The organism is Arcanobacterium phocae, from assembly GCF_018913465.1.
Lineage (GTDB): Bacteria > Actinomycetota > Actinomycetes > Actinomycetales > Actinomycetaceae > Arcanobacterium > Arcanobacterium phocae_A.
Genome location: NZ_JABAPM010000002.1, coordinates 1 through 23,282 on the forward strand (window position 1 = coordinate 1; position 23,282 = coordinate 23,282).

Annotated in this window: 21 protein-coding genes and 6 tRNA genes; 6 read left to right on the forward strand and 21 right to left on the reverse strand. The window is 49.6% G+C overall.

The window, feature by feature from the left end; all coding sequences use genetic code 11:
• Positions 1-135: 135 nt before the first annotated feature.
• Positions 136-744 (forward strand): hypothetical protein, encoded by a 609-nt coding sequence (locus KSO86_RS02555; RefSeq protein WP_216379283.1) that lies wholly within the window; start codon positions 136-138, stop codon positions 742-744.
• On the opposite strand, the gene KSO86_RS02560 is transcribed toward KSO86_RS02555, so the two are convergent.
• From KSO86_RS02560 to thrS, 16 genes are all read right to left on the reverse strand, one after another.
• Positions 668-2,986 (reverse strand): RelA/SpoT family protein, encoded by a 2,319-nt coding sequence (locus KSO86_RS02560; protein ID WP_216379282.1) that lies wholly within the window; start codon positions 2,984-2,986, stop codon positions 668-670. The genes KSO86_RS02555 and KSO86_RS02560 overlap by 77 nt on opposite strands.
• Before the next feature lie 113 nt (positions 2,987-3,099).
• Positions 3,100-3,648 (reverse strand): adenine phosphoribosyltransferase, encoded by a 549-nt coding sequence (locus tag KSO86_RS02565; RefSeq protein WP_216379281.1) that lies wholly within the window; start codon positions 3,646-3,648, stop codon positions 3,100-3,102.
• Positions 3,645-4,742, reverse strand: a complete 1,098-nt coding sequence (secF, locus tag KSO86_RS02570; RefSeq protein WP_216379280.1) for a protein translocase subunit SecF — start codon at positions 4,740-4,742, stop codon at positions 3,645-3,647. The genes KSO86_RS02565 and secF overlap by 4 nt, the downstream gene beginning before the upstream one ends.
• Entirely contained in the window at positions 4,742-6,598 is a 1,857-nt protein-coding gene (gene secD / locus KSO86_RS02575; RefSeq protein WP_216379279.1) for a protein translocase subunit SecD, read from the reverse strand. Before secD ends, secF begins: the two co-directional genes overlap by 1 nt.
• Positions 6,599-6,634: 36 nt before the next feature.
• On the reverse strand, positions 6,635-7,018 hold the full coding sequence (gene yajC / locus KSO86_RS02580; protein WP_216379278.1) for a preprotein translocase subunit YajC: 384 nt from the start codon (positions 7,016-7,018) through the stop codon (positions 6,635-6,637).
• Between the two features lie 137 nt (positions 7,019-7,155).
• Complete coding sequence (ruvB, locus tag KSO86_RS02585) at positions 7,156-8,172, reverse strand: Holliday junction branch migration DNA helicase RuvB (RefSeq protein WP_216379277.1); 1,017 nt, start codon at positions 8,170-8,172, stop codon at positions 7,156-7,158.
• Positions 8,173-8,177: 5 nt separating this feature from the next.
• Positions 8,178-8,774, reverse strand: coding sequence for a Holliday junction branch migration protein RuvA (ruvA, locus tag KSO86_RS02590; protein WP_216379276.1), 597 nt, complete (start codon positions 8,772-8,774; stop codon positions 8,178-8,180).
• A gap of 39 nt (positions 8,775-8,813) precedes the next feature.
• Positions 8,814-9,434, reverse strand: a complete 621-nt coding sequence (gene ruvC, locus KSO86_RS02595; RefSeq protein WP_216379275.1) for a crossover junction endodeoxyribonuclease RuvC — start codon at positions 9,432-9,434, stop codon at positions 8,814-8,816.
• Positions 9,435-10,199, reverse strand: coding sequence for a YebC/PmpR family DNA-binding transcriptional regulator (locus KSO86_RS02600; RefSeq protein WP_216379274.1), 765 nt, complete (start codon positions 10,197-10,199; stop codon positions 9,435-9,437).
• Positions 10,200-10,272: 73 nt separating this feature from the next.
• On the reverse strand, positions 10,273-10,827 hold the full coding sequence (locus KSO86_RS02605) for an NUDIX hydrolase (RefSeq protein WP_216379273.1): 555 nt from the start codon (positions 10,825-10,827) through the stop codon (positions 10,273-10,275).
• A 13-nt stretch (positions 10,828-10,840) separates the two neighbouring features.
• Positions 10,841-11,989, reverse strand: coding sequence for a PrsW family intramembrane metalloprotease (locus tag KSO86_RS02610; protein ID WP_216431778.1), 1,149 nt, complete (start codon positions 11,987-11,989; stop codon positions 10,841-10,843).
• Positions 11,982-12,533: a hypothetical protein gene (locus KSO86_RS02615; protein ID WP_216379271.1), complete on the reverse strand. Its 552-nt coding sequence runs from the start codon at positions 12,531-12,533 to the stop codon at positions 11,982-11,984. Before KSO86_RS02615 ends, KSO86_RS02610 begins: the two co-directional genes overlap by 8 nt.
• Positions 12,534-12,565: 32 nt before the next feature.
• The gene (locus KSO86_RS02620) at positions 12,566-13,702 is read right to left on the reverse strand and encodes a glycosyltransferase family 4 protein (protein WP_216379270.1); all 1,137 of its coding nucleotides are present in this window, start codon (positions 13,700-13,702) and stop codon (positions 12,566-12,568) included.
• On the reverse strand, positions 13,699-14,664 hold the full coding sequence (locus KSO86_RS02625) for a phosphatidylinositol mannoside acyltransferase (protein ID WP_216379269.1): 966 nt from the start codon (positions 14,662-14,664) through the stop codon (positions 13,699-13,701). The genes KSO86_RS02620 and KSO86_RS02625 overlap by 4 nt, the downstream gene beginning before the upstream one ends.
• Positions 14,661-15,287: a phosphatidylinositol phosphate synthase gene (pgsA, locus tag KSO86_RS02630; RefSeq protein ID WP_216379268.1), complete on the reverse strand. Its 627-nt coding sequence runs from the start codon at positions 15,285-15,287 to the stop codon at positions 14,661-14,663. Before pgsA ends, KSO86_RS02625 begins: the two co-directional genes overlap by 4 nt.
• 8 nt (positions 15,288-15,295) lie before the next feature.
• Positions 15,296-17,308 (reverse strand): threonine--tRNA ligase, encoded by a 2,013-nt coding sequence (gene thrS, locus KSO86_RS02635; protein ID WP_216379267.1) that lies wholly within the window; start codon positions 17,306-17,308, stop codon positions 15,296-15,298.
• Positions 17,309-17,468: 160 nt separating this feature from the next.
• Between thrS and KSO86_RS02640 the strand changes: the two genes are divergently transcribed.
• Both KSO86_RS02640 and KSO86_RS02645 read left to right on the forward strand, forming a co-directional pair.
• Positions 17,469-18,854 (forward strand): L-serine ammonia-lyase, encoded by a 1,386-nt coding sequence (locus KSO86_RS02640; protein WP_216379266.1) that lies wholly within the window; start codon positions 17,469-17,471, stop codon positions 18,852-18,854.
• Between the two features lie 62 nt (positions 18,855-18,916).
• Positions 18,917-19,732, forward strand: coding sequence for a sulfite exporter TauE/SafE family protein (locus tag KSO86_RS02645; protein WP_216379265.1), 816 nt, complete (start codon positions 18,917-18,919; stop codon positions 19,730-19,732).
• A gap of 57 nt (positions 19,733-19,789) precedes the next feature.
• Here the strand turns inward: KSO86_RS02645 and KSO86_RS02650 are convergent.
• The 5 genes from KSO86_RS02650 to KSO86_RS02670 all read right to left on the reverse strand — a co-directional run bounded on the left by KSO86_RS02650 (position 19,790) and on the right by KSO86_RS02670 (position 20,258).
• Positions 19,790-19,861, reverse strand: a tRNA-Val gene (locus KSO86_RS02650).
• A 43-nt stretch (positions 19,862-19,904) separates the two neighbouring features.
• A tRNA-Gly gene (locus KSO86_RS02655) sits at positions 19,905-19,977 on the reverse strand.
• Between the two features lie 24 nt (positions 19,978-20,001).
• A tRNA-Val gene (locus KSO86_RS02660) sits at positions 20,002-20,073 on the reverse strand.
• 10 nt (positions 20,074-20,083) lie between these two features.
• A tRNA-Cys gene (locus KSO86_RS02665) sits at positions 20,084-20,154 on the reverse strand.
• A 31-nt stretch (positions 20,155-20,185) separates the two neighbouring features.
• Positions 20,186-20,258 (reverse strand) — tRNA-Gly (locus KSO86_RS02670).
• Between the two features lie 153 nt (positions 20,259-20,411).
• On the opposite strand from KSO86_RS02670, the gene KSO86_RS02675 reads away from it, so the two are divergent.
• The 3 genes from KSO86_RS02675 (at position 20,412) to glgX (ending at position 23,275) form a co-directional block, all read left to right on the forward strand.
• A tRNA-Val gene (locus KSO86_RS02675) sits at positions 20,412-20,486 on the forward strand.
• A 48-nt stretch (positions 20,487-20,534) separates the two neighbouring features.
• Positions 20,535-20,990 carry a hypothetical protein gene (locus KSO86_RS02680; protein WP_216431780.1) on the forward strand — a complete coding sequence of 152 codons (456 nt, stop codon included), beginning with the start codon at positions 20,535-20,537 and terminating at the stop codon, positions 20,988-20,990.
• A 41-nt stretch (positions 20,991-21,031) separates the two neighbouring features.
• Complete coding sequence (gene glgX / locus KSO86_RS02685; RefSeq protein WP_216379057.1) at positions 21,032-23,275, forward strand: glycogen debranching protein GlgX; 2,244 nt, start codon at positions 21,032-21,034, stop codon at positions 23,273-23,275.
• Positions 23,276-23,282: the final 7 nt, after the last annotated feature.

Consider the following 23,282-nt stretch of genomic DNA (forward strand, 5'->3'; position numbering starts at 1 on the left):
TTAACGGCTGGCGGGGTTTTTTTTTTTTTTTATAAAAAAATCTTCTTCCCCCCAACAACCTTTGGGGTGGGGGGGGTACCCCGGTGGGTTCCCCCCCCCCCAACACTCATATTATGATCATGCTTTGCTAGTTGTATGTTCTCAATAATTTCCCGTCCAAACAACCTTTTTGAACGCCATCAATGCGAAGTTTTATCGAATGAAGGCTGCCTTACTCAGCTGGCAAATATTGGCTGGGTAGCATGTGATCAGATATCCACAGTTGCACAACGTATCGGTATACTTCACGCGATTTACGGACCCGATATTATCGTTTCACATGTGGGAGCTTATTGGGTTCACACTGGTAAAACAACTACTGAGCTATCGCGTTCGCTTCACGTTTACCGCACCGGTAAGCAACGTCGCGGGAAACTACCAAAAAAGCGATTTCCTGAGCAAGACCTCGTCACAATCAAATCAGTCATGGTCACCTCGTTAGAGCGAACTGCAGTCGATCTTCTCCAACATGATCTAGCCACTGGCATAGAAGCACTACTAAATCTTCTCCGACAAGGCGCATCCTACGAAACGATAGTTTGCCGTGCCCATCATTTACAAAGAGTTCCGGGAATGAAACGTGTACGAGAGTTGCTCTGTCAACTTCCGCCAGACATCATCAACCGGGCTAGTTCGCATTCCGTCGCGGAATCGGCGTCTGCGCAGCACGCTGAAGACGAGCTTCATCCTTCTTGTTTCCAGTAATACGATAGGCATCATAGACGCCCTCGATTTTCCGTAGCTCACGCAAAACTCGTTCGAGGTGGTGTGGATCAGCCATTTCAAATGTAAAACTAGATTTTGCGACACGATCGGACGAGGTGTTTATTGTTCCAGCTATCATATTGACGTCATGTTCAGCTAAAGCACGCGATATATCAGCGAGCAAACCACGCCGATCTAACGCCTCAATTTGTACCTGGACAAGATACACTGCATCAGCTTCGCTATCCCAAGCAATGTCAATAAAACGATCCGGCTCCCGTTTAAGGGATTCGATATTAGGGCAATCAGCACGGTGAACTGAGATGCCCTTACCGCGCGTCACGAAGCCAACGATTTCATCTGGAGGTACCGGCGTACAACATTTAGCAAGCTTTACTAGAACGTCTGTATCTTCGATGGACGCGACGATAACAGCCGAAGAACTATTGCCTTCAGAGCGATGCTGAATCCGGGTAGGAGTAACCGCTTCGGCCATCGATTCTTCAGCACCGATATTGCCGCCTTGAGAAGCAATCAAGCGCCGGACAACAGATTCAGCAGACACTGCGCCCTCGCCGATCGCTGCATAGAGATCATTGACATCCGTACGATTCAGATCTTGCGCGATCGCTTTCAAAGTTTCATGGCTCATCAACCGTTGGACAGGCTCATTACGACGACGAATTGCCCGAGCAAGCTTATCTTTGCCGATATCCGAATTCTCTTCCTTGCGGGAACGCGAATACCACTGTTTGATCTTAGACCGTGCACGTGCGGTAGCAACAAACTCGCTCCAGCCTTGAGACGGCGCTGCATCTTCCGATTTCGACGTAATGATTTCGACGGTATCACCAGATTGCAGTTCGTGATCGAGGGTTACTAACCGATCATTAACTTTTGCGCCAACAGTTCGGTATCCTACTTCGGTGTGGACAGCGAAGGCAAAATCGACTGGAGTAGAGCCAGCCGGCAGCTCTTTCACCTCACCTGCGGGGGTAAATACGTAAACCTTGTTCCGCGACATTTCGTAGCGAAGCGAATCGAGGAACTCGGACGGATCAGCGGTGTCGCGCTGCCAATCCACGAGCTGGCGTAACCATTCGAGTTGGGTATCTTCCTGACTTGTTGGTTGGTCGCCAGATTTAGCATTCGGATTTTCTTTGTAACGCCAATGAGCAGCAACACCATATTCAGCTCGACGATGCATCTCATGGGTGCGGATCTGGATCTCGACAGTACGACCAGCAGGACCCATCACAGTTGTGTGAATAGATTGATAGAGGTTGAATTTAGGCGAAGCAATATAGTCTTTAATCCGGCCTTGAATAGGTGTATAGGCAGAATTAGCTACCCCTAGAGCTGTATAACAGTCCTGTACTTCATTAACGAGTACTCGCACCCCAACCAGATCATAGATATCTTCAAAATCGCGCCCGCGAAGAATCATCTTTTGATAGATGGAATAGTAATGTTTCGGGCGTCCAGTGATCGTACATTTTACATTTGCTTTAGCAAGCTCTCGCTGCAGAGTTGCTTTAACTTCTTCAATAAAGCGTTCGCGTTCTGGAGCGCGTTCGCGAACCATGCGCTCGATTTCAGAATACACAGCCGGGTACAGAATCCGGAATGACAGGTCTTCTAGCTCCCACTTAATCGAATTCATTCCGAGTCGGTGAGCCAGCGGAGCAAAAATCTCTAGTGTTTCGCGCGCTTTACGCTGTGCTGATGATTGCGACACAAACCGCCAGGTTCGGGCGTTGTGAAGACGATCGCCGAGCTTAATCAAAAGCACGCGAATATCTTTAGCCATCGCAATAATCATTTTACGCACAGTTTCCGCAGCAGCAGCTTCGCCGTAGTTGACCTTTTCGAGTTTCGTAACTCCGTCAACTAAGAGCGCTACGGTAGGACCGAACTCTGCGGAAAGTTCCTCGAGGGTGTAGGGAGTATCTTCAACGGTGTCGTGTAATAACGCAGCCACCAAAGTATCTTCATCAAGACCAAGCTCCGCAAGAATAGTAGCTACAGCAACCGGGTGCGTAATGTAGGGCTCCCCTGACTTACGGTTGACACCGCGGTGCAACTTCTCCGCGACTTCGTACGCATGAATAAGTCGATCAATATCCATTGACCTCGTAGCTTCAATGCTCATCATAGGTTCAAGAATGGTGGGAACGGTGACTTTCTTCCCAAGCCACGACAACCGAGACCGCACGCGCGGAACATGTGAATGAGATGACATCTCAGTACCTCCTGACCCTGATTATTAATCCATTTTACCGTATTTTTAAAGATATATATAAGGAGGAGAGATAGCTTCCAGCTATCTCTCCTCCTTATATATACGTATGAAGCTCAGTATTGAAGTACGGAGTCCACTTCAACGCCTTCACCCAAGTAGTTACGACCACTGAACTCAGTAAGCTCAATGAGAACGCAAAGCCCTACCGGGTTGCCACCAGCTTGCCGAATCAGATCGCATGCTGCACCTGCCGTTCCACCAGTTGCTAGAACATCATCGAGGACGAGAACTCGCTGTCCGTCTTCCACAGTAAATGGTTGAAGTTCCATTCGTGCGGAACCGTATTCGAGATCGTAGTCGATGCCAACAACAGGCCCAGGCAAACGCCCTGCCTTGCGGACAGTTAGCATGCCCACGCCCAGTGCTACCGCCAAGGGTGCAGCTAAAATAAAGCCACGTGATTCGAGTCCAGCAACAGCGTCGACTTTTCCACGGTATTTATCCGCGAGCATATCAATTAAGGCTGCAAACCCTTCCGGATCTGCGATCAGCGGTGTTACATCGCGAAATAGAACACCGCGTGCTGGGAAGTCCTGGACTTCTCGAATATGCGAACGGACGAGGTCAACGACGTCCTGCGGAAAATTATTATCGTTGCTCAACGTTTCTTCCTCTTCTTGTTGCGCTTTGGCTGTGCGCGGTGTCCTTGATGGGATCCCGCCACAGTTTCTACGGGTTCCAGCTTAGCGTGCTCACCGTCAGATTGCTCTTCTTTTTCATTAGCAGCTCGACGTCGTTCTAGCACGTCCTTGGTGTGCTCTTTGATCTTCGGGTTACGCATTGCCAAGGCTACTGCCAACGGCGCAGCAATAATCAAAGATGAAAGTGTAGATAGTAGCATACCAACGAACATGACAAGAGCAAGATCTCGCAAAGTATCCGCGCCCAAAATATAGACACCGATAAACAAGATGGCGGTTACTGGGAGTAAGCCGGTAATGGACGTATTCAGAGACCGAATAAGCGTCTGATTCATTGCTTGGTTAGCGATCTCTTCATACGTGTAGGTGCGTTGCTGAGTGACATTTTCAGTATTTTCACGAACCTTGTCAAAAACGACGACGGTATCGTAGAGCGAGTAGCCCATGATTGTTAGCAAACCAATAACTGTCGCCGGCGTGATCTCAAAGCCAGCCCACCAATACACACCCAGTGTAATGATGAAATCGTGTACCAGAGCACCATTAGCACCAACAGCAATAGTCCACGACCGGAAGTAGATGGTCAAAACTAGCGAAATCAGTACCATGAAGATAATCATTGCGCGGACTGCTTTAGCCAAGATATCAGCGCCCCAGGACGGGCCCACGAATGTTGACGTAACATCTGTTGCTTCAACTTGGTATGCAGAAGCGAGCGCATCGCGCACTGCTTGCGTTTGCTTGTCATCAAGCTTAACCGTCTGGACTCGAATTGAAGTAGAGCCTAATGTCGCAACGCGTGGCGCATCATCCTTGCCAACGGTCTTAATTACTTCGTATGCCGGACCATGAGATGTATCGCTGACATTTGACACCGTAAACTGTGAGCCGCCCCGGAACTCAATTCCAGTATTTGGCGATTTAACGATGAATCCTATGATCGAAGCCACCATTAAAATAATCGCTAAAATAAGCCACGTCTTACGCCGCCCAATAATGTCAACTGAGGATCGTCCAGTGTAGAGATCGTTTCCGACCTTATACATTGAAAACATCAGTTCTCTCCTTTCTGAGCAGCTTTACGTTCGCGACGTTCACGGGCACGACGCTGCGCGAGAGTTTCTTGTTTGTCACCGAAATGCGCGTCCGGATATTCATAATCATGTAACTGGACCTGTGCACCATCGGGGGCCGATGCAGTAGCCTTCCGGCTACGCTTGGCTGGCTTCGTAGCAATATACGACCGGCCACGATACATTGGGGTCTGTTCAAGCTTGGTCGCATCAAGACCGGAACCACGTTTTCCTTCACCGAAATAAGCAGTCTTTCCGAGGTAGTGCATAACCGGATAGGTAAACATCATAACGACAATCAAGTCGAGCACAGTGGTAACGCCAAGTGTGAATGCGAAACCACGAACTGATCCAACGGTCAGAATGAAGAGCACAGATGCAGCGACGAGGTTGACGATATCGGAAATGATAATCGTGCGACGTGCGCGGATCCAGCCGTGTTCAATACCGCTACGAATAGTGCGGCCTTCACGAATCTCGTCTCGGATACGTTCGAAGTAAACGATGAAAGAATCCGCCGTAACACCAATAGAAATGATGATACCTAAGACACCCGCCATTGACAGACGATAATCCATTGTCCATGACAAGAATGAAATCACGAAGAACGATAGACCAGTTGACACAGCGATTGATGCAATTGCTACTAGGCCTAAGGCGTGATATTGCCACAGCATGTACAGGATGATAAGTAGCGCACCGAACAAGCCAGCGATTAAACCGGATTCAAGCTGTTCGGCGCCGAGAGTCGCGGAAATTTGTTCTTCTGACTGCACTTCAAAGAAGAGCGGTAACGATCCGAAGTTCAGTTGGTTAGCTAAAGTTGCAGCTTCTTTGGCCTTGAACGACCCGGTGATCTGAGCTTGTCCACCAGTAATCGGGAAATCAGTTTTTGGTGCTGACACTGTTTGTCCATCGAGCACAATCGCAAATTGGTTCCGTGGTGGTTCAAGCTTGGAAATTCTTCCAGTTACTTCTGCGAACTTATCTGATCCTTCGGAGTTAAAGTTCATGTGTACCGCAAAACCACCGGTAGGTTGGCCCTGGTTATTAACAGCTGGTCCGGAGCTAGCGGTAGCAATTGTAGAGCCTTCTAGCTCGGCAGGACCAAGCAGATACTTAACACTACCTTCAGGTCCACAAGACACCAACGACTTAGTTGGATCATCAGAATTCGACGCAATCGCTAGATCCTTAGAGCCGCATTGCAAAATCAATGAGTTGTATACTGTCTGTTCAGTAATCCATGCAGGGTCTGAAGCATCCGCAGGGGTCGTTAACGGAGCGTCCGAAAGCTGGCCATCACCATCTTTGTCGGCAAGCTTCAACACAGCTTCCTTGTACTGCTCATCACTCATTGTCTTTGGATCTAAGCCTTCAGCTTTATCGCCTAGCTGTTTAACTAGATCTTCCTTGCTAATAGGATTTGGATCCGCATAAGCTAAAACTGGACGCATACGAAGCACGGCAGAGGTGCGAACCAAGTCAAGTGTTGCCTTATCTGGTTGCCCTGGCAGAGCAACAATAATATTTGATCCACCTTGAGCAGTAATTTCGGCTTCTGCCACTCCCGAAGCATCAACTCGTTGACGAATAATTTCAATAGCTTGCTTCACATCTTCATCTGTCACCTCCGAGCCGTCTGTTGTCGCTGGGGTGAGGATGATCTGAGTGCCGCCCTCAAGGTCTAGTGCTAGTTCTGGCAAGAAACGATTTTTAGCGCCTGTTACGGTGCCAAAAGTTAAAGCTGCAAAGAGCGCCAGAATCAACACGACCAGTGTGATCAGGCGCCCGATGGGCTTACTTTGCTTGCTCAGTTCATCACGTGAGTTTTGCACGCGTGTACTCCTTGACAATCTGTAGGCCAACGGAAACTATTTCCATGCTGAGCCTTGCTTATCACTTGGGTCAGAACTTTCTTCGTCGTTAGGAAAAATATCTCCTGTTGAAGGACTATCCAATTCTGATTCAGTGTTATGTGATTCCTCTTCGTCTTCGATGCTCAATGGGATATTCATCTGTGACATAATCGCAGAGCGCATCCACACCGTCTCATCTCCAGACGGAGATTCCAATGTAACCGCGTCCCCATCAATGTCAACGATTCTTCCAAAGAAACCAGAAGATGTGACAACGTTATTTCCTAATGAGATCGCTTCCTCACGTAGTTCTCGCTGTTTTTCCTGGCCTTTACGCGTGATCCGTGTAGAGACAAACAAGAAAATGAACATAATGAGAATGAGGATCAAAAATTCCATGAACGCTGATCGCTTTCCGTTGAAGAGACATCATACGGTAAAAGTCTACCCCCTGAATGCCCATTACCGGTGATTGCCCGACTTTTTAGTACAACACCACATTTATGAACACAGTTGTTTGTCCACAAAGCAGTGTCTTATACAAACAAAGTATTTTCAGGTGGGATAAGGCCTAGGTGCTCCCATGCAAGACGTGTTGCTATCCGGCCCCGTGGAGTCTTTGAGATAAATCCTTGTCGCATCAAATAGGGCTCTGCAACAGTTTCAATCGTCTCGGGCTCCTCACCAACGGAAACGGCAAGAGTTGTTAAGCCAACTGGGCCACCATTAAAACGGTTACACAAAGCGTCTAAAACTGCACGGTCAAGACGATCCAGCCCACACATATCGACTTCAAAAACAGCTAGGGCAGCCTGTGCTGCAACTAGATCTAGTTGGCCGGTTCCCCGCACTTGCGCCCAATCTTGAACTCTTCGCAACAACCGATTGGCGATACGAGGCGTTCCGCGTGATCGCGAAGCAATCTCCAACGCAGCATCAGAGGATAATTCCGCATCAAGTTTCAGCGCATTGCGCTCGACAATCGAAGCTAATTCATCATGCGTATAGTAATCCAAATATGCAGTAAAACCGAACCGATCGCGTAGCGGTGCAGGCAACATCCCAGCTCGCGTCGTCGCACCAACAACAGTAAACGGTGGCAGAGCTAATGGTATCGACGTAGCTCCCGGGCCTTTGCCGACCATCACGTCGACACGAAAATCTTCCATAGCAAGATAAAGCATCTCTTCAGCCGTGCGCGCTAACCGATGGATTTCATCGATGAACAAAACGTCATTTTCTTGTAACGACGACAGAAGCGCCGCCAAATCGCCCGGGTGTTGAATTGCCGGACCAGAGGTAAGCCGCAGCGCCCCGCCGACTTCCGCAGCAATGATCATTGCCAACGTGGTTTTACCAAGTCCGGGTGGCCCCGAAAGTAGAACATGATCCGGAGCTTTATCCCGAGCAATTGCCGCATCGAGGACGAGCGAAAGTTGCTCGCGAACAACATGCTGTCCAACAAACTCGCTCAAACGTTTCGGACGCAACGCCGCTTCTTGAGCTCGTTCGGTGTCACTGGCACCAGCTTCAGTTATTTCATTCCAATCCATAGCCGTTACCTCCGTGAGCCGAGAATTTGCAGAGCTCGACGTAGTAGTTGAGCAACACTTGCCTGCCCTAGATCAGCCATTGCTTCGGTGATCGCAGGTGCGGCCTCTCTCTCGTTCCAGCCAAGGTTAATAAGAGCTTCTAAAACATCCGTATCCGCTATCGCACCGGTGCTCTTCTTGAGTTCTCCAGAACGACTGCGAGCTGGTCCTAGTTTCGAACCAAGTTCAAGTATCATGCGCTGAGCACCTTTTTTGCCGATACCGGAAACACGGGTTAGCGCAGCCTCATTCTTTGTCTCCACTGCTTCGCGTAGTGCGTCAGGGGAAAATACTGCTAATACTGCTAACGCGGTACGCGGCCCAATGCCACTAATCCCGGTGAGAATATCGAACACATCTCGCTCGTCGTCGTCAACAAATCCATAAAGAGTCAATGAATCTTCGCGAACGATAAGAGATGTGATTAAAGTCGAATCGTCACCGATACGGAGCTTAGCCAAGGTGTCGGGCGTTGCTAGAACTCTCATCCCAATACCATTAATATCTAGAACAGCTGAGGAGGTATTAACAGCTGTAACCATCCCTCGTAAATGCGCTATCACTACTCCACCCTTTCGAACATCTGTTTGAATGAGAGTTTATCACGAAGGTTTGACAGCACCGTGACGACGCGACATTCGTTCCGCAGCAGCCCATGCTTTTTGAGCCGGAGTCAAATCAGCACCTTCGGCACGTGGCAACATTCCAGCTCCGCCGTGTTGCGACCGGTCAAGTTCGACGAAAGGTTCCGCTCCCCCGCGCCACGCGTGACAAATAGCAACAGCTATGGCATCAGCCGCATCTTTCGGACGCGGTAATTTTTCTAGGTTCAAAATACGCTGAACCATCATCTGAACTTGGATTTTCTGTGCCCGACCATTACCAGTAACTGCGGCTTTGACCTCAGACGGCGAGTGCATACCTACCGGCAGGCTTGCTTTAGCGGCCGCCAATAAAACAATGCCCACTACCTGAGCTGTCGACATTACCGAACGAACATTATCTTGAGCAAATACCCGTTCAATCGCGACTACATCTGGGCGATGCAGCTTAATAGCTTCTTCAACTTCATTCGAAATAAGCAATAGTCGTTGGTGTGGCGCCATCTGAGGATCAGTACGCGCCACACCAACAGAAACTAGAGAGATCCGCCGCGCCCCGGCTGCATCAAGCACGCAAATTCCGCAACGCGTAAGACCGGGATCAATCCCAAGAACTCGCAATTAGTCTTCCTCGGCTAATGCCGCTTCAACCTCATCAGAGAGATCGAGGTTGGAGTAGACATTCTGAATGTCATCAACATCGTCAAGCGCATCGATGAGTTTCATGAGTTTATTAGCAGTCTCAATATCAGTAATCGGCACCTTCATTGACGGCACAAACTGCACTTCAGCCGAGTTGTAGTCGATGCCTTCTGCCTGAAGGGCCTTACGAACTTCAACTACGTCATTAGGCTCTGAAAGTACCTCAAAGACTTCGCCTTCATTATTGACTTCCTCGGCTCCAGCTTCAAGTACTGCCATCAAGATGTCGTCTTCAGTGATGTCACCACTGTTAGGGACTTCAACAACGCCCTTGCGGGAGAACATGTACGAAACTGAACCTGGATCAGCTAATGTGCCACCATTACGAGTGAGTGCGACACGTACATCTGAGGCTGCACGGTTGCGGTTATCCGTCAAACATTCAATAAGGATGGCAACTCCATTAGCACCATAGCCCTCATACATAATGTTCTCGTAATTAACTGAATCGGCACCTTCACCAGAGCCACGCTTGACAGCTCGATCGATGTTATCAGCCGGCACAGAATTCTTCTTCGCCTTTTGGACAGCATCGTAAAGAGTTGGATTTCCAGCAGGATCTCCACCGCCAGTACGCGCAGCAACTTCAATGTTTTTGATTAGGCGTGCGAAAAGCTTCCCGCGCTTGGCATCGATCGCCGCCTTCTTGTGCTTCGTGGTGGCCCACTTAGAGTGTCCTGACACGTGTGTCTCCTTCTATTACATTGTCTACGATGTGATTCTACAACCATTAGGCCGATTGCCGAAAAGCTACGCACTATTCTTCAGTAATAGTGCGACATACACCATCCCAGCCGTCACGCCACGCGCGAACATACGCAACAAGTTTTCGCGGAAAAACTAATTGGCCTTGCTGTTGAATGCAGTCGAGGTCCTCAAGATTCCACCATCGTTGCGCATCTAATAATTCCTGTTCGAGAGGTGTCCAGTCTTTTCCGTGTCCGCGATGAATTGCTTCCGCTTCGTCGTCGTCAACCCGCAAAAGATAAAATTTCTCGTCTTGCTTCCGAATTTTAGAAATAAAATGAAAGGTTGAGAAACGCGACAAAACCGGACCTTCTAAACGATTGCGATCGACGACGAAGCCCGTTTCCTCACGTAACTCACGTACCGCAGCTGCGAGGGTACTTTCCCCCGGCTCAATACCGCCGCCCGGCGTAAACCACCACGAGTATTTCGGATCGTCAATATCGTGGCCACGTATCAAGAAAATATTTCCAGACGGGTCTAGAAGTACTACTCTAGCGGCTTGCCGGTGCGGAAACCCGTTTTCATCGAGAGGCCACTCAGTATAGCTAGTGTTTTCAGTCATTAACCCTCCGTTCTCAAGCGGTAAAGACCTGACGTATAGTCTGTGATTTTGCCAGTAGCGATGACAAATAGGCGCGGTCTTTTTCATTCACATGCTGGTTACTACGCTGTGCCCGAGTCGTCTCATGTCCAATTTGGAGCATAATCTTTTGGAATCGTCGCATTGCTTGCGCACCTGCCCCTGCCGGAGCACCAAGTTTTAACGCCCGGTTTTCTGCCCAGACAACAGCTTGTTGCCGGTATCTTATCCGGCTAATCATCACTACCTCATGACGCGCAAACCAGCCCAATCGAACATATGGCTCTAGGCCACCGAGCACCGCAATTTTTTCATAACGGCGGGCGTAAAACACCATGATGATTGCCACGACCGCCAACGGGACATTCGTGACTATTTTATATTTTTCATACGTCATCCCGTCCCAATTTAACGCGTCGTTATTAATAAAATGGAACAGACCTGACACCGCTAACGCTGGAAAGGTCCAGGCCAGTAATGCCCACCGGCGGCGCGAATACTCCGCAAACCCGATACAAAAACCGAACAGGGCCGAATACGTATCATGGCTGAGTGGACCATCAAGAAAACGCACTGTAAATACTTCTGCCAGGTAATCGAAATTACGAACAAAATACAAAATATTTTCAGTGAAACCGAATCCAGCTCCAATGAGTGCCCCGTAAACGATACCGTCAACGGGACCATTAAAATATTTCCGGAAAACTACATATATGACAAGGATGCCAAGACCCTTAACGATTTCTTCCGAGATCGGAGCAACCCAAGAAGCCGTATAGCGCGAAACGTCGTAGACAGTCGCACCATCAGCTAACAAACTCGGAATTAGTCGGGATGACGCAAAATCGTTGATAGATGCGCCAAGAATAACTGAAACACCGCTCCCCCACAAAAATGCGAAACTGTAGAGCCACAACGGTTCAGGTTCCCAGTAGTCAACTAACCACACCAAAATGAGTGTAAACATCACCGGGACTAGCGCCCAAACCGCAGCAACCACCGCGGCTGAAATACCAGCCGGTTCAGCTAAGACCGGCAAAAGCTCCAAGAGCGCAAGAATAGCAAGAATTCCTAGGCCAATAAGATGAGCATAAAAATCTAGAGAATGCTCCTTTAGCGCTGTCAGAACACGCGCACTATTCATCGTCTAGGTCCACTGTTTGCGGCCACGATGCGTAACCATGAATACGAAAAACCTGCGCCAGCGCACTACGTCGAATCCGCTGCGCACCGGCAACGTGGATATTATGGAAACGTCGTGTTAGCCGAACTGATTGACGCACCTGCTGTAAATGGCCGAGAATTTCGCTATAGCCATTCTTTTCATCTTCTTCGAGCTCATCAACGGTGTAGCGAAGAACTCGCGATAGTTCAGATTCTATTGCAAGACGATCTATATCAAGCGCCCGATAGCTTTTTGGGGAAACTTCATCGTCAGCATTACGGTTGAGTCCATCTTCAACCAAGTCATATTCAGCCGCGTCTGCGCATTCTTGAGCGGCATTAGTCAGCACGACGCTCCCAGCTAAATCCAAAACCCCCGACTGCGCGACCGTCATCGCCGCATGAGCTCGAACAATCAACGCATTGTCTAATGCAGCGCGAGATTTCAATATTTTTTTGTGGAGCGCATCCAGCCTACGAGCCTGAGATGTAATCAATACTGCGCTGACAATGACAACTGTCATAACGCAAGTGACAGCGAATATCCACCAAGGCATCATTCATCCACCTCCATGTGTGCGGTGGCAATAGCAGTCTCGTATACCGTGAGAATTTGAGACGCTACCGATCCCCAGTCATACCGCCACGCCGCTTTTGCAGCAGCTCTTGCACGCGCGAGCCGAGTTTGCGGATCGTGTATCGCTTCAGATACCACGCGCGCCAACGAATCAGCATCATTATTGGCGAAGTGTGCGCCATAGGAGCCATCATTCAGTACTGCCAGAAAAGCAGGTATGTCTGACGCAACAATACTTGCACCAGCGCTCATCGCCTCGACCAAAATAATCCCGAAAGATTCTCCGCCAGTATTTGGCGCAAGATAAATATCAGTGCTACCTAGCAGCAACGCTTTATCCACGTCAGAAATCGGTCCCAAGAATGTGACAGCCTCAGCATGCTCTCCAAAAAGTGCACGAGCCTGCTCGATGTTTCCTTTGCCAGCAACATATAAGTGGACACCTGGCACAGCCTGGCGGATCTGCGGAAAAGCACGCGCTACAACCGGCAGTCCTTTACGCGGCTCATCAAGACGTCCCAAAAAGCTCAATGTAGGCCGTTGCGGTGAACCTATAAAACGTTGATCCTTGCTCTCGGCGATCATGTTAGAAACAAACACACCGTTAGGAATGACCCATGCATCCGCACCAAGATATTGAACTGCGGTACGCCGAGCCTCCTGTGATACTGCAATCCGCGCTTGGATCTTTTCTAGCATGGGAATAAGAAATGGTGAGGCAATAGCCATCAACCGGGAACGATCCATCGCGGTATGGAATGTCGAAACTACAGGGCACGTTGCATTAATTAAGGCCAGCATTGATACGGACGGAGTAAAGGGCTCATGAACGTGTAGTACATCGAGGTTTTCGTCACGCAACCAGGAACGCACTTGTCGATTAACTTTTGGACCGAAAGATAATCGTGCCACTGATCCGTTGTATTTGATCGGTATCGCAGCGCCAACTGGTCGAACAAATTCTTCTAAGGCGTCTGCCCCTGGAGTGCGTTCCGAAGGCGCAATAACGGTTACGTCGTGACCTCGGCGGATGAGTTCCTGTGCTAGATCCCGGATATGGAATTGAACGCCGCCGGCAACGTCCCATGAATATCCGCAAGCAATACCTATTTTCACTTCTCCTCCATCGCTGATGAGGGTAGTCGCTGAGGATCGAGATCGTCGACGAACACTCGCTGTAGCATATGCCAATGGCTTAGATATCTCGGCAATAACATTGAGGCATACTGCGCCCACTGCGACATCATACGTTGTACGTCCGCAGTTCGCTTCTCCCATGAATCGCTCGGCTTAGCTTGTGGTGTTATCGCATCACCAATAATGATGCGTATTCCCCACGATGTTCCAGCCTGGGCAACTCGTTGCCGATCTCGGTTAAATCGCTCTGCTACGCAGATGACCGGAAACATCGCAGTCTCAGTCCGCTGTGCAAGGATTGCCGGACCAGGAGCTATGCGAGCTTTATGCCCGCACAGAGACACTTCTACGCCAGACGCTGATAGATCACGATCGCATAGGAGCGGTACAAAACAGTTGTTCGATGTCATATCCCGGGTAAGATTATCAACGACGTGTTCATCTTTAACAGCATAATAAATGACCATTCCCAGCGCGCGCCGCAGATCCAAGAACGTTTGGGCAACTTCTTCCGGTTTTAGCTTCTCAGCAACCGTGTGGACTGGCGCCAAGTTCTTAGTGCCCCAAGCTCCAGCCAAATCCCAATTGCCCATGTGCATCAATGCTCCGGTAGCCGAGCCTTCGTTGAGCATGTCTCGGAGTCGATCAACATTTTCTACCCGAACACGAGCTCGGATCTGATCTTCCGTGAGGTACGGGAGCCGAAAAGCTTCATAGTAGTAACGGAGATAATGACGCATTGCGGTAGCTGATCGCCGACGTTGCGCTAGCGCGGACGACGACGGCGAGACCCGCTGATAATTTCTCCGTAATTGCTTGACGCCAGTTATGGAGGACCAGCCCACTATCGAACCGATCCCGGAGAACAGTGCCCGGGCACAAGGCTCTGGCACATATTTAGCTATCAGATCAATAATTCGAAACAGCCGCTGCGGTTTCATGGATGCTTGCGCTCACGCAATTGAGATCGAACATGAAGCATACGTTGGATAACGGTTACAAATGCAAGTACTGCGAGGATCCATAGACCTATCGCCATTACCCAATGAGAAGCCCCGAATCTAACGGCAAGTGTGAGAACACCGGCAAAGACCAGTCGATCTGCTCGTTCCGCAAAGCCAACAGCGGCTGAACATCCAATACTTTCAGCCTTAGCTCGTGTATATGGAACAACGCTTCCTAGCAAGCCAGCAGCCAGCGCTCCACCCATCACCCATGGCGCTACCGGGGTAGCCGCGTGGAAGTAGCCCCATAGCCCTAACGCCGCAAAAACAGCAGCATCTGTCACTCGGTCTAGCGTCGAATCCAGGAAAGAACCCCAGGCCGAGCTCGTCTTCGTCAACCGCGCAATCTGTCCGTCAAGGTTGTCAAAAATCAACACGATCGTGGTAATGACGACGCCGGTTAACAGCATATTGTGAGGTATAAAGAACAGCGCTGATACACAGGACAGAATAGTTCCAGTCCACGTGACAATATTGGCAGAAATACCAAGCCGCACGAACAGCCGCGCAACTGGCCCGAAAACCAGTTGCGCGAGCGGCCGACCACTACGGGAAAGCATAAATCCTCTTATTGGTTCGTGTGGTTTCGAATATGATCGACGATCCTGGCAACAGCTTCATCTACTGGAACACCATTGTCTTGTGAACCGTCACGCATTCGGAACGAAACAGCGTTAGCTTCCATATCTTCGCCACCGGCAATGAGCGTGAATGGAACCTTGTCCTTTGAAGCGTTACGAATCTTCTTCGGGAAGCGATCAACGGACTTATCTACTTCAACGCGGACACCGTGGGCACGTAGCTTCTGCGCCACGTCGTCGAGATAATCATTAAATGCGTCGGCTACTGGTACACAACGTACTTGAACCGGTGCAAGCCATGCCGGGAAAGCACCCGCATAGTGTTCGGTGAGAACACCGAAGAAGCGCTCAATTGAGCCGAACAATGCACGGTGGATCATGACTGGGCGATGACGTTCGCCATCAGGTCCGGTGTACTCTAGGTCAAACCGCTCCGGCAAGTTGAAATCGAGCTGAATGGTGGACATTTGCCAGGTACGACCAAGTGCATCTTTAGCCTGAACAGAAATCTTCGGCCCATAGAAAGCCGCACCTTCTGGGTCTGGCACCAGTTCGAGACCAGATGCTTCAGCAACTTCACGTAAGGTACGTGTGGACTCTTCCCAGACGTCGTCATCGCCAACGAACTTCTTAGGATTCTTCGTCGATAACTCGAGGTAAAAATCGTCTAGTCCGTAGTCTTTCAGCAAGTCAAGAACAAATGTGAGCAACCGAGTTAACTCGTCCTTCATTTGGTCACGAGTACAGTAAATGTGCGCATCGTCTTGAGTAAAGCCTCGGGCACGGGTTAGCCCATGAACCACACCGGAAGCTTCGTTACGGTAAACGGTACCGAATTCAAACAACCGCAACGGCAATTCACGGTATGAGCGTCCCCGTGATTTGTAGATGAGGTTGTGCATCGGGCAATTCATCGGTTTGAGATAGTAATCTGCGCCTTGCTTGGTGATATTACCTTCGGCATCGCGTTCCTCATCCATGTGCATGGGTGGGTACATACCATCGGCATAAAAATCGAGATGTCCAGAAACTTCGAACAGATTGCCTTTAGTGATGTGCGGCGTATTAACGAATGAATAGTTGCCTTCAATATGCTTTTGGCGCGAATAGTTTTCCATTTCCATGCGGATAATTCCGCCCTTTGGATGGAAAACAGCAAGACCGGAACCGATCTCATCAGGGAACGAGAAGAGATCAAGTTCTGTACCAAGTTTGCGGTGATCGCGTCGCTCTGCTTCTGCGATACGTTCTTGGTAAGCGCGCAGTTCATCCTTCGATGGCCATGCAGTACCGTAGATACGTTGTAACGAATCATTCGATTGGTCACCACGCCAATAAGCAGCCGAAGAACGGGTGAGCGCAAAACCGTTTCCGATTAGTTTAGTCGTGGGCAAATGTGGTCCGCGGCACAAATCTGTCCATACGATATCGCCGTTACGACGCACGTTGTCGTACATCGTTAATTCTGCGCCACCAACTTCGATGGACGCACCATCAGCAGCTTGATCACGATCTGCATCAGAACCACCTTTAAGCGAGATGAGCTCGAGCTTGTATGGCTGGTTGGCTAATTCGTGGCGAGCGTCGTCGTCGGCAATGGGGCGGCGAACAAAGCGCTGACCTTCTTTAACTATGCGCATCATGTCTTTTTCCAGCTGCTTGAGGAGCTCTGGAGTAACAGCCTCGATATTGCCGAAATCGTAATAGAAGCCATCGGTAATAAAAGGACCAATTCCAAGATTGACATCCGGGAAACGATTCTGCACTGCTTGTGCTAGAACGTGGGTTGCCGAGTGACGTAGAATGTTGAGACCATCAGGCTCGCTAATATCCACTCCTTCGACGGTGGCACCTTCTTCTAATGTTGTCAGATCAGTATCTAGATCTTTCAACACCCCATCTACTCGAAGCGCAACGATTGTCCGTTGCTTTGCATAATATTCAATACCAGTGATTGAGGAATCAAATTCCTGTTCTTCACCGTCAATATAGAGCTTCACTTAAGCCTCCTGAATCATCCGTTCACCATACGAGGGCGCTCGGCGTTATTAAAACACTGACAGTTTACGCTACTTACGGACAAGGTTCACTGATAAACGTAGTCTCAAGAGGCATCTCACTTAACGAGCACGACGCCGGCATCTCAACTAATCTGGTGCCATGGCGTTAAGTGTATTTGACTTATTTTCTATTGGTATCGGCCCATCGTCTTCACACACCGTAGGACCAATGCGTGCTGCCGCGGAGTTTTTAGCACATTTGGGCGACGATATCTGCAAGGTTGCACGTGTGAAATGTACCCTTAACGGGTCGCTGGGCGCTACTGGGGTCGGGCATGGTACAGACCGCGCGGTCATCTTAGGCCTGTTGGGTGAACAACCGGAAACGGTTAATCCACATGCGGTAGCCCCGGCAGTCGCAGATGTACAAGTCACCGGGATAATGAAATTAGGCGGAATCCACGACATCGCTTTTTCGCCGGGACTGGATATAGTTCTTGATGGTTTAACTGAGCTACCTGGTCACCCAAACGGGATGAGATTGGAAGCTTGGGACGCTGCTGGCGAGCGTATTGCCGACCACGTCTATTATTCGGTTGGAGGCGGTTTTATCGTTTCGGGCGACGACGTCTCCCCTACTGATCCGGTTGTTTGCGAAACAACAAATGTGCCTTTCCCTTATTTGACGGCAGCTGATCTGATGACACATTGCCGACGTGAAGGGATGTCGATTGCCGAGATCGCCTATGCAAATGAACTGACGATGCATACGGCAGAAGAGATCGACAGTGAGTTGCGCAATGTCTGGGAAGTAATGCAAGAATGCGTTGAACATGGTGCTAGCTCCGAAGGTCGCCTTCCTGGTGGATTACAGGTACTACGGCGCGCACCTGCACTATATCGGAAACTCACCAGTGAATCTTCTACAGATCCATTACGCACTTTAGACTGGGTTGCTTTTTATGCGCTTGCAGTTAACGAGGAGAATGCGGCTGGTGGGCGCATTGTTACAGCTCCGACCAACGGAGCAGCCGGTATCATCCCCGCAGTTTTGCACTATTACCGAGATTTTATTGACGGCGCGAACTGGGAAGGCGTCAAAACATTCTTGCTGACCTCCGCCGCGATCGGAATGATTTTCAAAAACACAGCTTCTATTTCTGGTGCAGAAGTCGGTTGTCAAGGTGAAGTTGGTTCAGCGTGCTCGATGGCAGCAGCTGGTTGCGCAGCAATTATGGGTGGGACCCCACAACAGGTCGAGAACGCTGCCGAAATCGCTATGGAGCATAATCTCGGTTTAACCTGCGACCCCATCGGTGGACTTGTACAGGTGCCATGTATTGAACGTAACGCTATCGCAGCTGTCAAAGCAATCACGGCCGCGCGCACTGCAATGAACGGCGATGGATCGCACGTGGTGTCACTCGATGATGTCATCGTTACGATGCGCGAAACTGGTTTAGATATGCAAGCCAAATACAAAGAGACAGCGCTTGGTGGATTAGCAGTTCATGCAGGAGTTCCCGTTAACGTTGTGGAATGTTAGATGCTCTATTATCTGTGATCTAGGCATTATCCTGACTGTCTGAGTGCAGTAATGTGTAGTGTATGACCAGTTCTCGTACCCGACGGAATCTAACGCCACAACGGCTTGCAGTCGTTATCTTAATTGGGCTGATAGCCGGCTTTTTAGCGGGCTTATTCGGCGTGGGCGGCGGAATGATTATCGTTCCGTCCCTCTTGATCGTCCTAGATATGTCGCAACGCCAAGCGGCAGCTACCTCGCTATCCGCAATTATTGTCACTGCAGCTGCCGGTTCGATTACGTATGCATTCAACGGCAATCTCTCGGTTCCAGCGATGCTTTATGTATCTATAGGTGCTCTCGTCGGGGCTCAGATAGGAACCTGGTTGCTACGAATAATCCCGGAGCTCGTTCTCCCTTGGATCTTCGTGTTTTTTGTTGTTGGAATTATTATCATTCAGCAGTTTCAGATTCCCCAGCGCCAATCAGATTTAGATTTCACGCTGGCATCCGCCATCGGAATGATAACAGTCGGATTAGTTTCTGGAGTTTTTGCAGGTTTGATTGGAGTTGGCGGTGGCGGAATCATTGTTCCCGGATTAGAACTCGTAGTAGGCGCTGGAGACTTGATTGCCCGTGGCACATCGTTACTAGCGATGATTCCAACTGCGCTGTCGGGAACTTTCAGCAGTTTCCGCCATGGTCTAGTCGATCTGCCGGTAGGAATCATCATCGGCTGCGCCGCCGTTTCCTCAACGCCAGTCGGGGCTTGGGTGGCCCAATCTGTTTCTCCCCGAACAGGGAACTATCTGTTCAGCTTATTTCTTATAGCGATGGCAGTGAGCACCATCCTAAAGGCACGTGCTCGCCGGAACAAAAAGACATCAAACAACGAATAATCATTACAACAACATAGTAAAAGCCTAGGGAATACCGAAGTATTCCCTAGGCTTTCGTGGGCGATACTGGGTTCGAACCAGTGACCTCTTCCGTGTCGAGGAAGCGCGCTACCACTGCGCCAATCGCCCAGGTCAATCAAAAACGGACCCATGAACTGAGTCCGTGTTTTCGAGCGGATGACGAGACTCGAACTCGCGACCCCCACCTTGGCAAGGTGATGCTCTACCAACTGAGCTACATCCGCAGATGAAAAACCTGACGGTTTCCGTGGGCGATACTGGGTTCGAACCAGTGACCTCTTCCGTGTCGAGGAAGCGCGCTACCACTGCGCCAATCGCCCTAGTAAATCGAGGTGGGTACGGGATTCGAACCCGTGTATACGGCTTTGCAGGCCGCTGCCTCGCCTCTCGGCCAACCCACCACGTGGTAAGCAGTTTCCTGCTCGGCCATCGAGCGGATGACGAGACTCGAACTCGCGACCCTCACCTTGGCAAGGTGATGCTCTACCAACTGAGCTACATCCGCTTGGTAACCACAAACTGTCGTTTGCGGCGCTCAATAAATATAGCTACTTCCAACCCCGCTTGTCCAATCAACAGAACATGACCTGCGCCACGTACTCCACGCTGGCTTTTCAACCTAACAAGTCGTATCCTCTTTAAGTAAGTATTTTCTTACGGGCGGTTAGCTCAGTGGTAGAGCGCTTCGTTCACACCGAAGAGGTCGCTGGTTCGAACCCAGTACCGCCCACCATATGATGTTATGAAGTATCCACATTCTTTTTCTGTGGAGGTGAATATATTGAAAGCATCATTTTTGTTCATAGGTAACCGTGTTGTACGCCTACTTGCCACCTGTTTGTATGTTTTTTTGATTCCCTCTGCACCTATTATCGGAGAGCATCAATCACTCCCTATACCAACGGCAGACGCTGTATCGAGCGATAAAAATCAAGATGCCGTGAGCTATACCGATCCAACTCCGCTATACATCTCTCGTATGCCAGTTGCCTTGCAACGGGCAAACGAGATATATGGCAATACTGGCGATATTCATTCTATTTTGTCCAAGCCTTCTCCAAGTACGAGCAAGCCACTCGCTGACCAGCATGCCTTAATTCCAGCTGCATTTCTGCTCATTAGTAGTGCGTTCGGACTTTTGGCTCTTCTAACGATCGTCACTTTCGCAAAGAATTTGCGAGACCATCATCATGCAACATGCGTGGTAACCTCACCTGAAAGCTCTCTCCTGCGATAACCTAAACCCATACCTATTAGCTCTAAGGAGTCGATCTCGATATGGAATTTTGGCCCGGGCAACCCTACCCACTAGGCGCTACATACGATGGCACTGGAACGAACTTCGCACTTTTTTCGTCAGTAGCAGACTCAGTTGAGTTATGCCTGATAGATGACAACTTGCATGAAGAGCGTATTCCGTTAGAAGAGGTAGACGGATTCGTGTGGCATTGCTATATACCCGGAATACGCCCTGGCCAACGTTATGGCTACCGAGTACATGGCCCTTACGATCCGGAAAATGGTCATCGTTGTGACCCGTCGAAAATTCTGCTTGACCCTTACGCCAAGGCCATCGATGGCCAAGTAGAAAATCATCAAGCTAATTTTTCATATTCGTTTGAGGATCCCACTCGACGTCATGATGAAGACTCCCTCGGGCATACCATGCTCTCGGTGGTTATTAATCCGTTCTTTGACTGGGGACACGATCGTCCACCAAACCACGAATATCATGAATCAATTATTTACGAAGCCCACCTCAGAGGAATGACGAAAACTCATCCAGACATTCCCGAAGAGCTACGTGGCACTTACATGGGCATGGCACATCCTGCGATGGTCTCTTATTTAAAGGAATTGGGCATCACTGCTCTTGAGCTCATGCCGATCCACCAGTTTGTCAACGACACTTCCCTTATTGATAAAGGCCTATCTAACTACTGGGGATACAACACCATCGGTTTCTTTGCCCCGCAAAATACGTACGCTGCCGCGGGTACCCGTGGCGAGCAGGTAGATGAGTTTAAGTCCTTAGTGAAGGCCTATCATGAAGCTGATATCGAAATTATTTTGGATGTCGTTTACAACCACACCGCTGAGGGTAACCATATGGGTCCTACCCTGTCTTTCCGTGGCATAGATAACGCATCTTATTATCGTCTCGTACCAGACAATAAAGAATCCTATTTCGACACAACTGGTACCGGAAACTCGCTAAACATGCGCTCCCCGCATTCGCTGCAGCTCATTATGGATTCACTTCGCTACTGGATCACAGAGATGCATGTTGATGGTTTCCGGTTTGATCTTGCTTCTACATTGGCGCGCGAGCTTCACGAAGTGGATAAACTTTCTTCCTTCTTCGACATCATTCAGCAAGATCCGATTATCTCGCAGGTGAAGCTCATTGCTGAACCTTGGGATATTGGCGAAAATGGCTATAACGTTGGCGAATTTCCACCTCTGTGGACCGAGTGGAATGGCAAGTATCGTGACACCATCCGTGACTTCTGGCGTGGCGAGCCATCAACACTGTCTGAGTTTGCTTCACGCTTGTCTGGTTCTTCTGACCTCTATGAGCATTCGGGTCGCCGTCCGTTTGCTTCAATCAACTTCGTTACCGCCCACGACGGATTCACCATGCGTGATTTAGTCACGTATAACGAAAAACATAACGAAGCTAATGGGGAAAACTCCATGGATGGCGAGTCACATAACCGTTCTTGGAACAGCGGTGTTGAAGGGCCTACAGATGATCCGGAGATTCGCGAACTCCGCATTCGACAGATCAAAAATTTCTTCACCACAATGCTTGTTTCACAAGGCGTTCCTATGATCAGCCATGGAGACGAGATTGGACGCACACAAAGTGGCAACAATAATACGTATGCGCAGGATAACGACATTTCGTGGATAGACTGGGATCTTGACCGGGAAGCATTAGAGATCTTGGATTTCGCTCGTTCTATGATCCATTTCCGCAAAGAACATCCAGCATTACGTCGTCGCCGCTTCTTCCAAGGCGCGGCGACTCACGGTGGAACCTCAGAACGTGGCGATATTCTGTGGCTTCGTAACGACGGCGAACAAATGCAAGACGATGACTGGGATACCTGGTTCGCTCGCTCGGTCATGATGTGGCTCAATGGCCACGGTATCCAAGAGCCAGGGCTACGAGGAAACAAGATTATCGACGACGATATCCTCATCGCCTTCAACGCATCTGAAGAGGATCTTGACTTTACGATTCCGCAAGCCTCTATTGAACATCCGTGGCATGTTTCGCACTCTACTAATGCAGTGCCAACAGGATCGGAGGAACTCCAACCTGGTGACACGTTCACGCTGCCCAGCCGAAGTGTTCGCATCTTTGTACGTTCTCTAATCCAAGACGCAGCAACTGATGTTTCCTCTGTCGCCACCAAGATTTCGACGCTCACTCCGGATTCGCATAACGCTAACGGGCATTCGCTGATTGCGGAAAAGATTTCTGAATCTGAGGAACCGGTAGCTAACGACTAGACTGAGA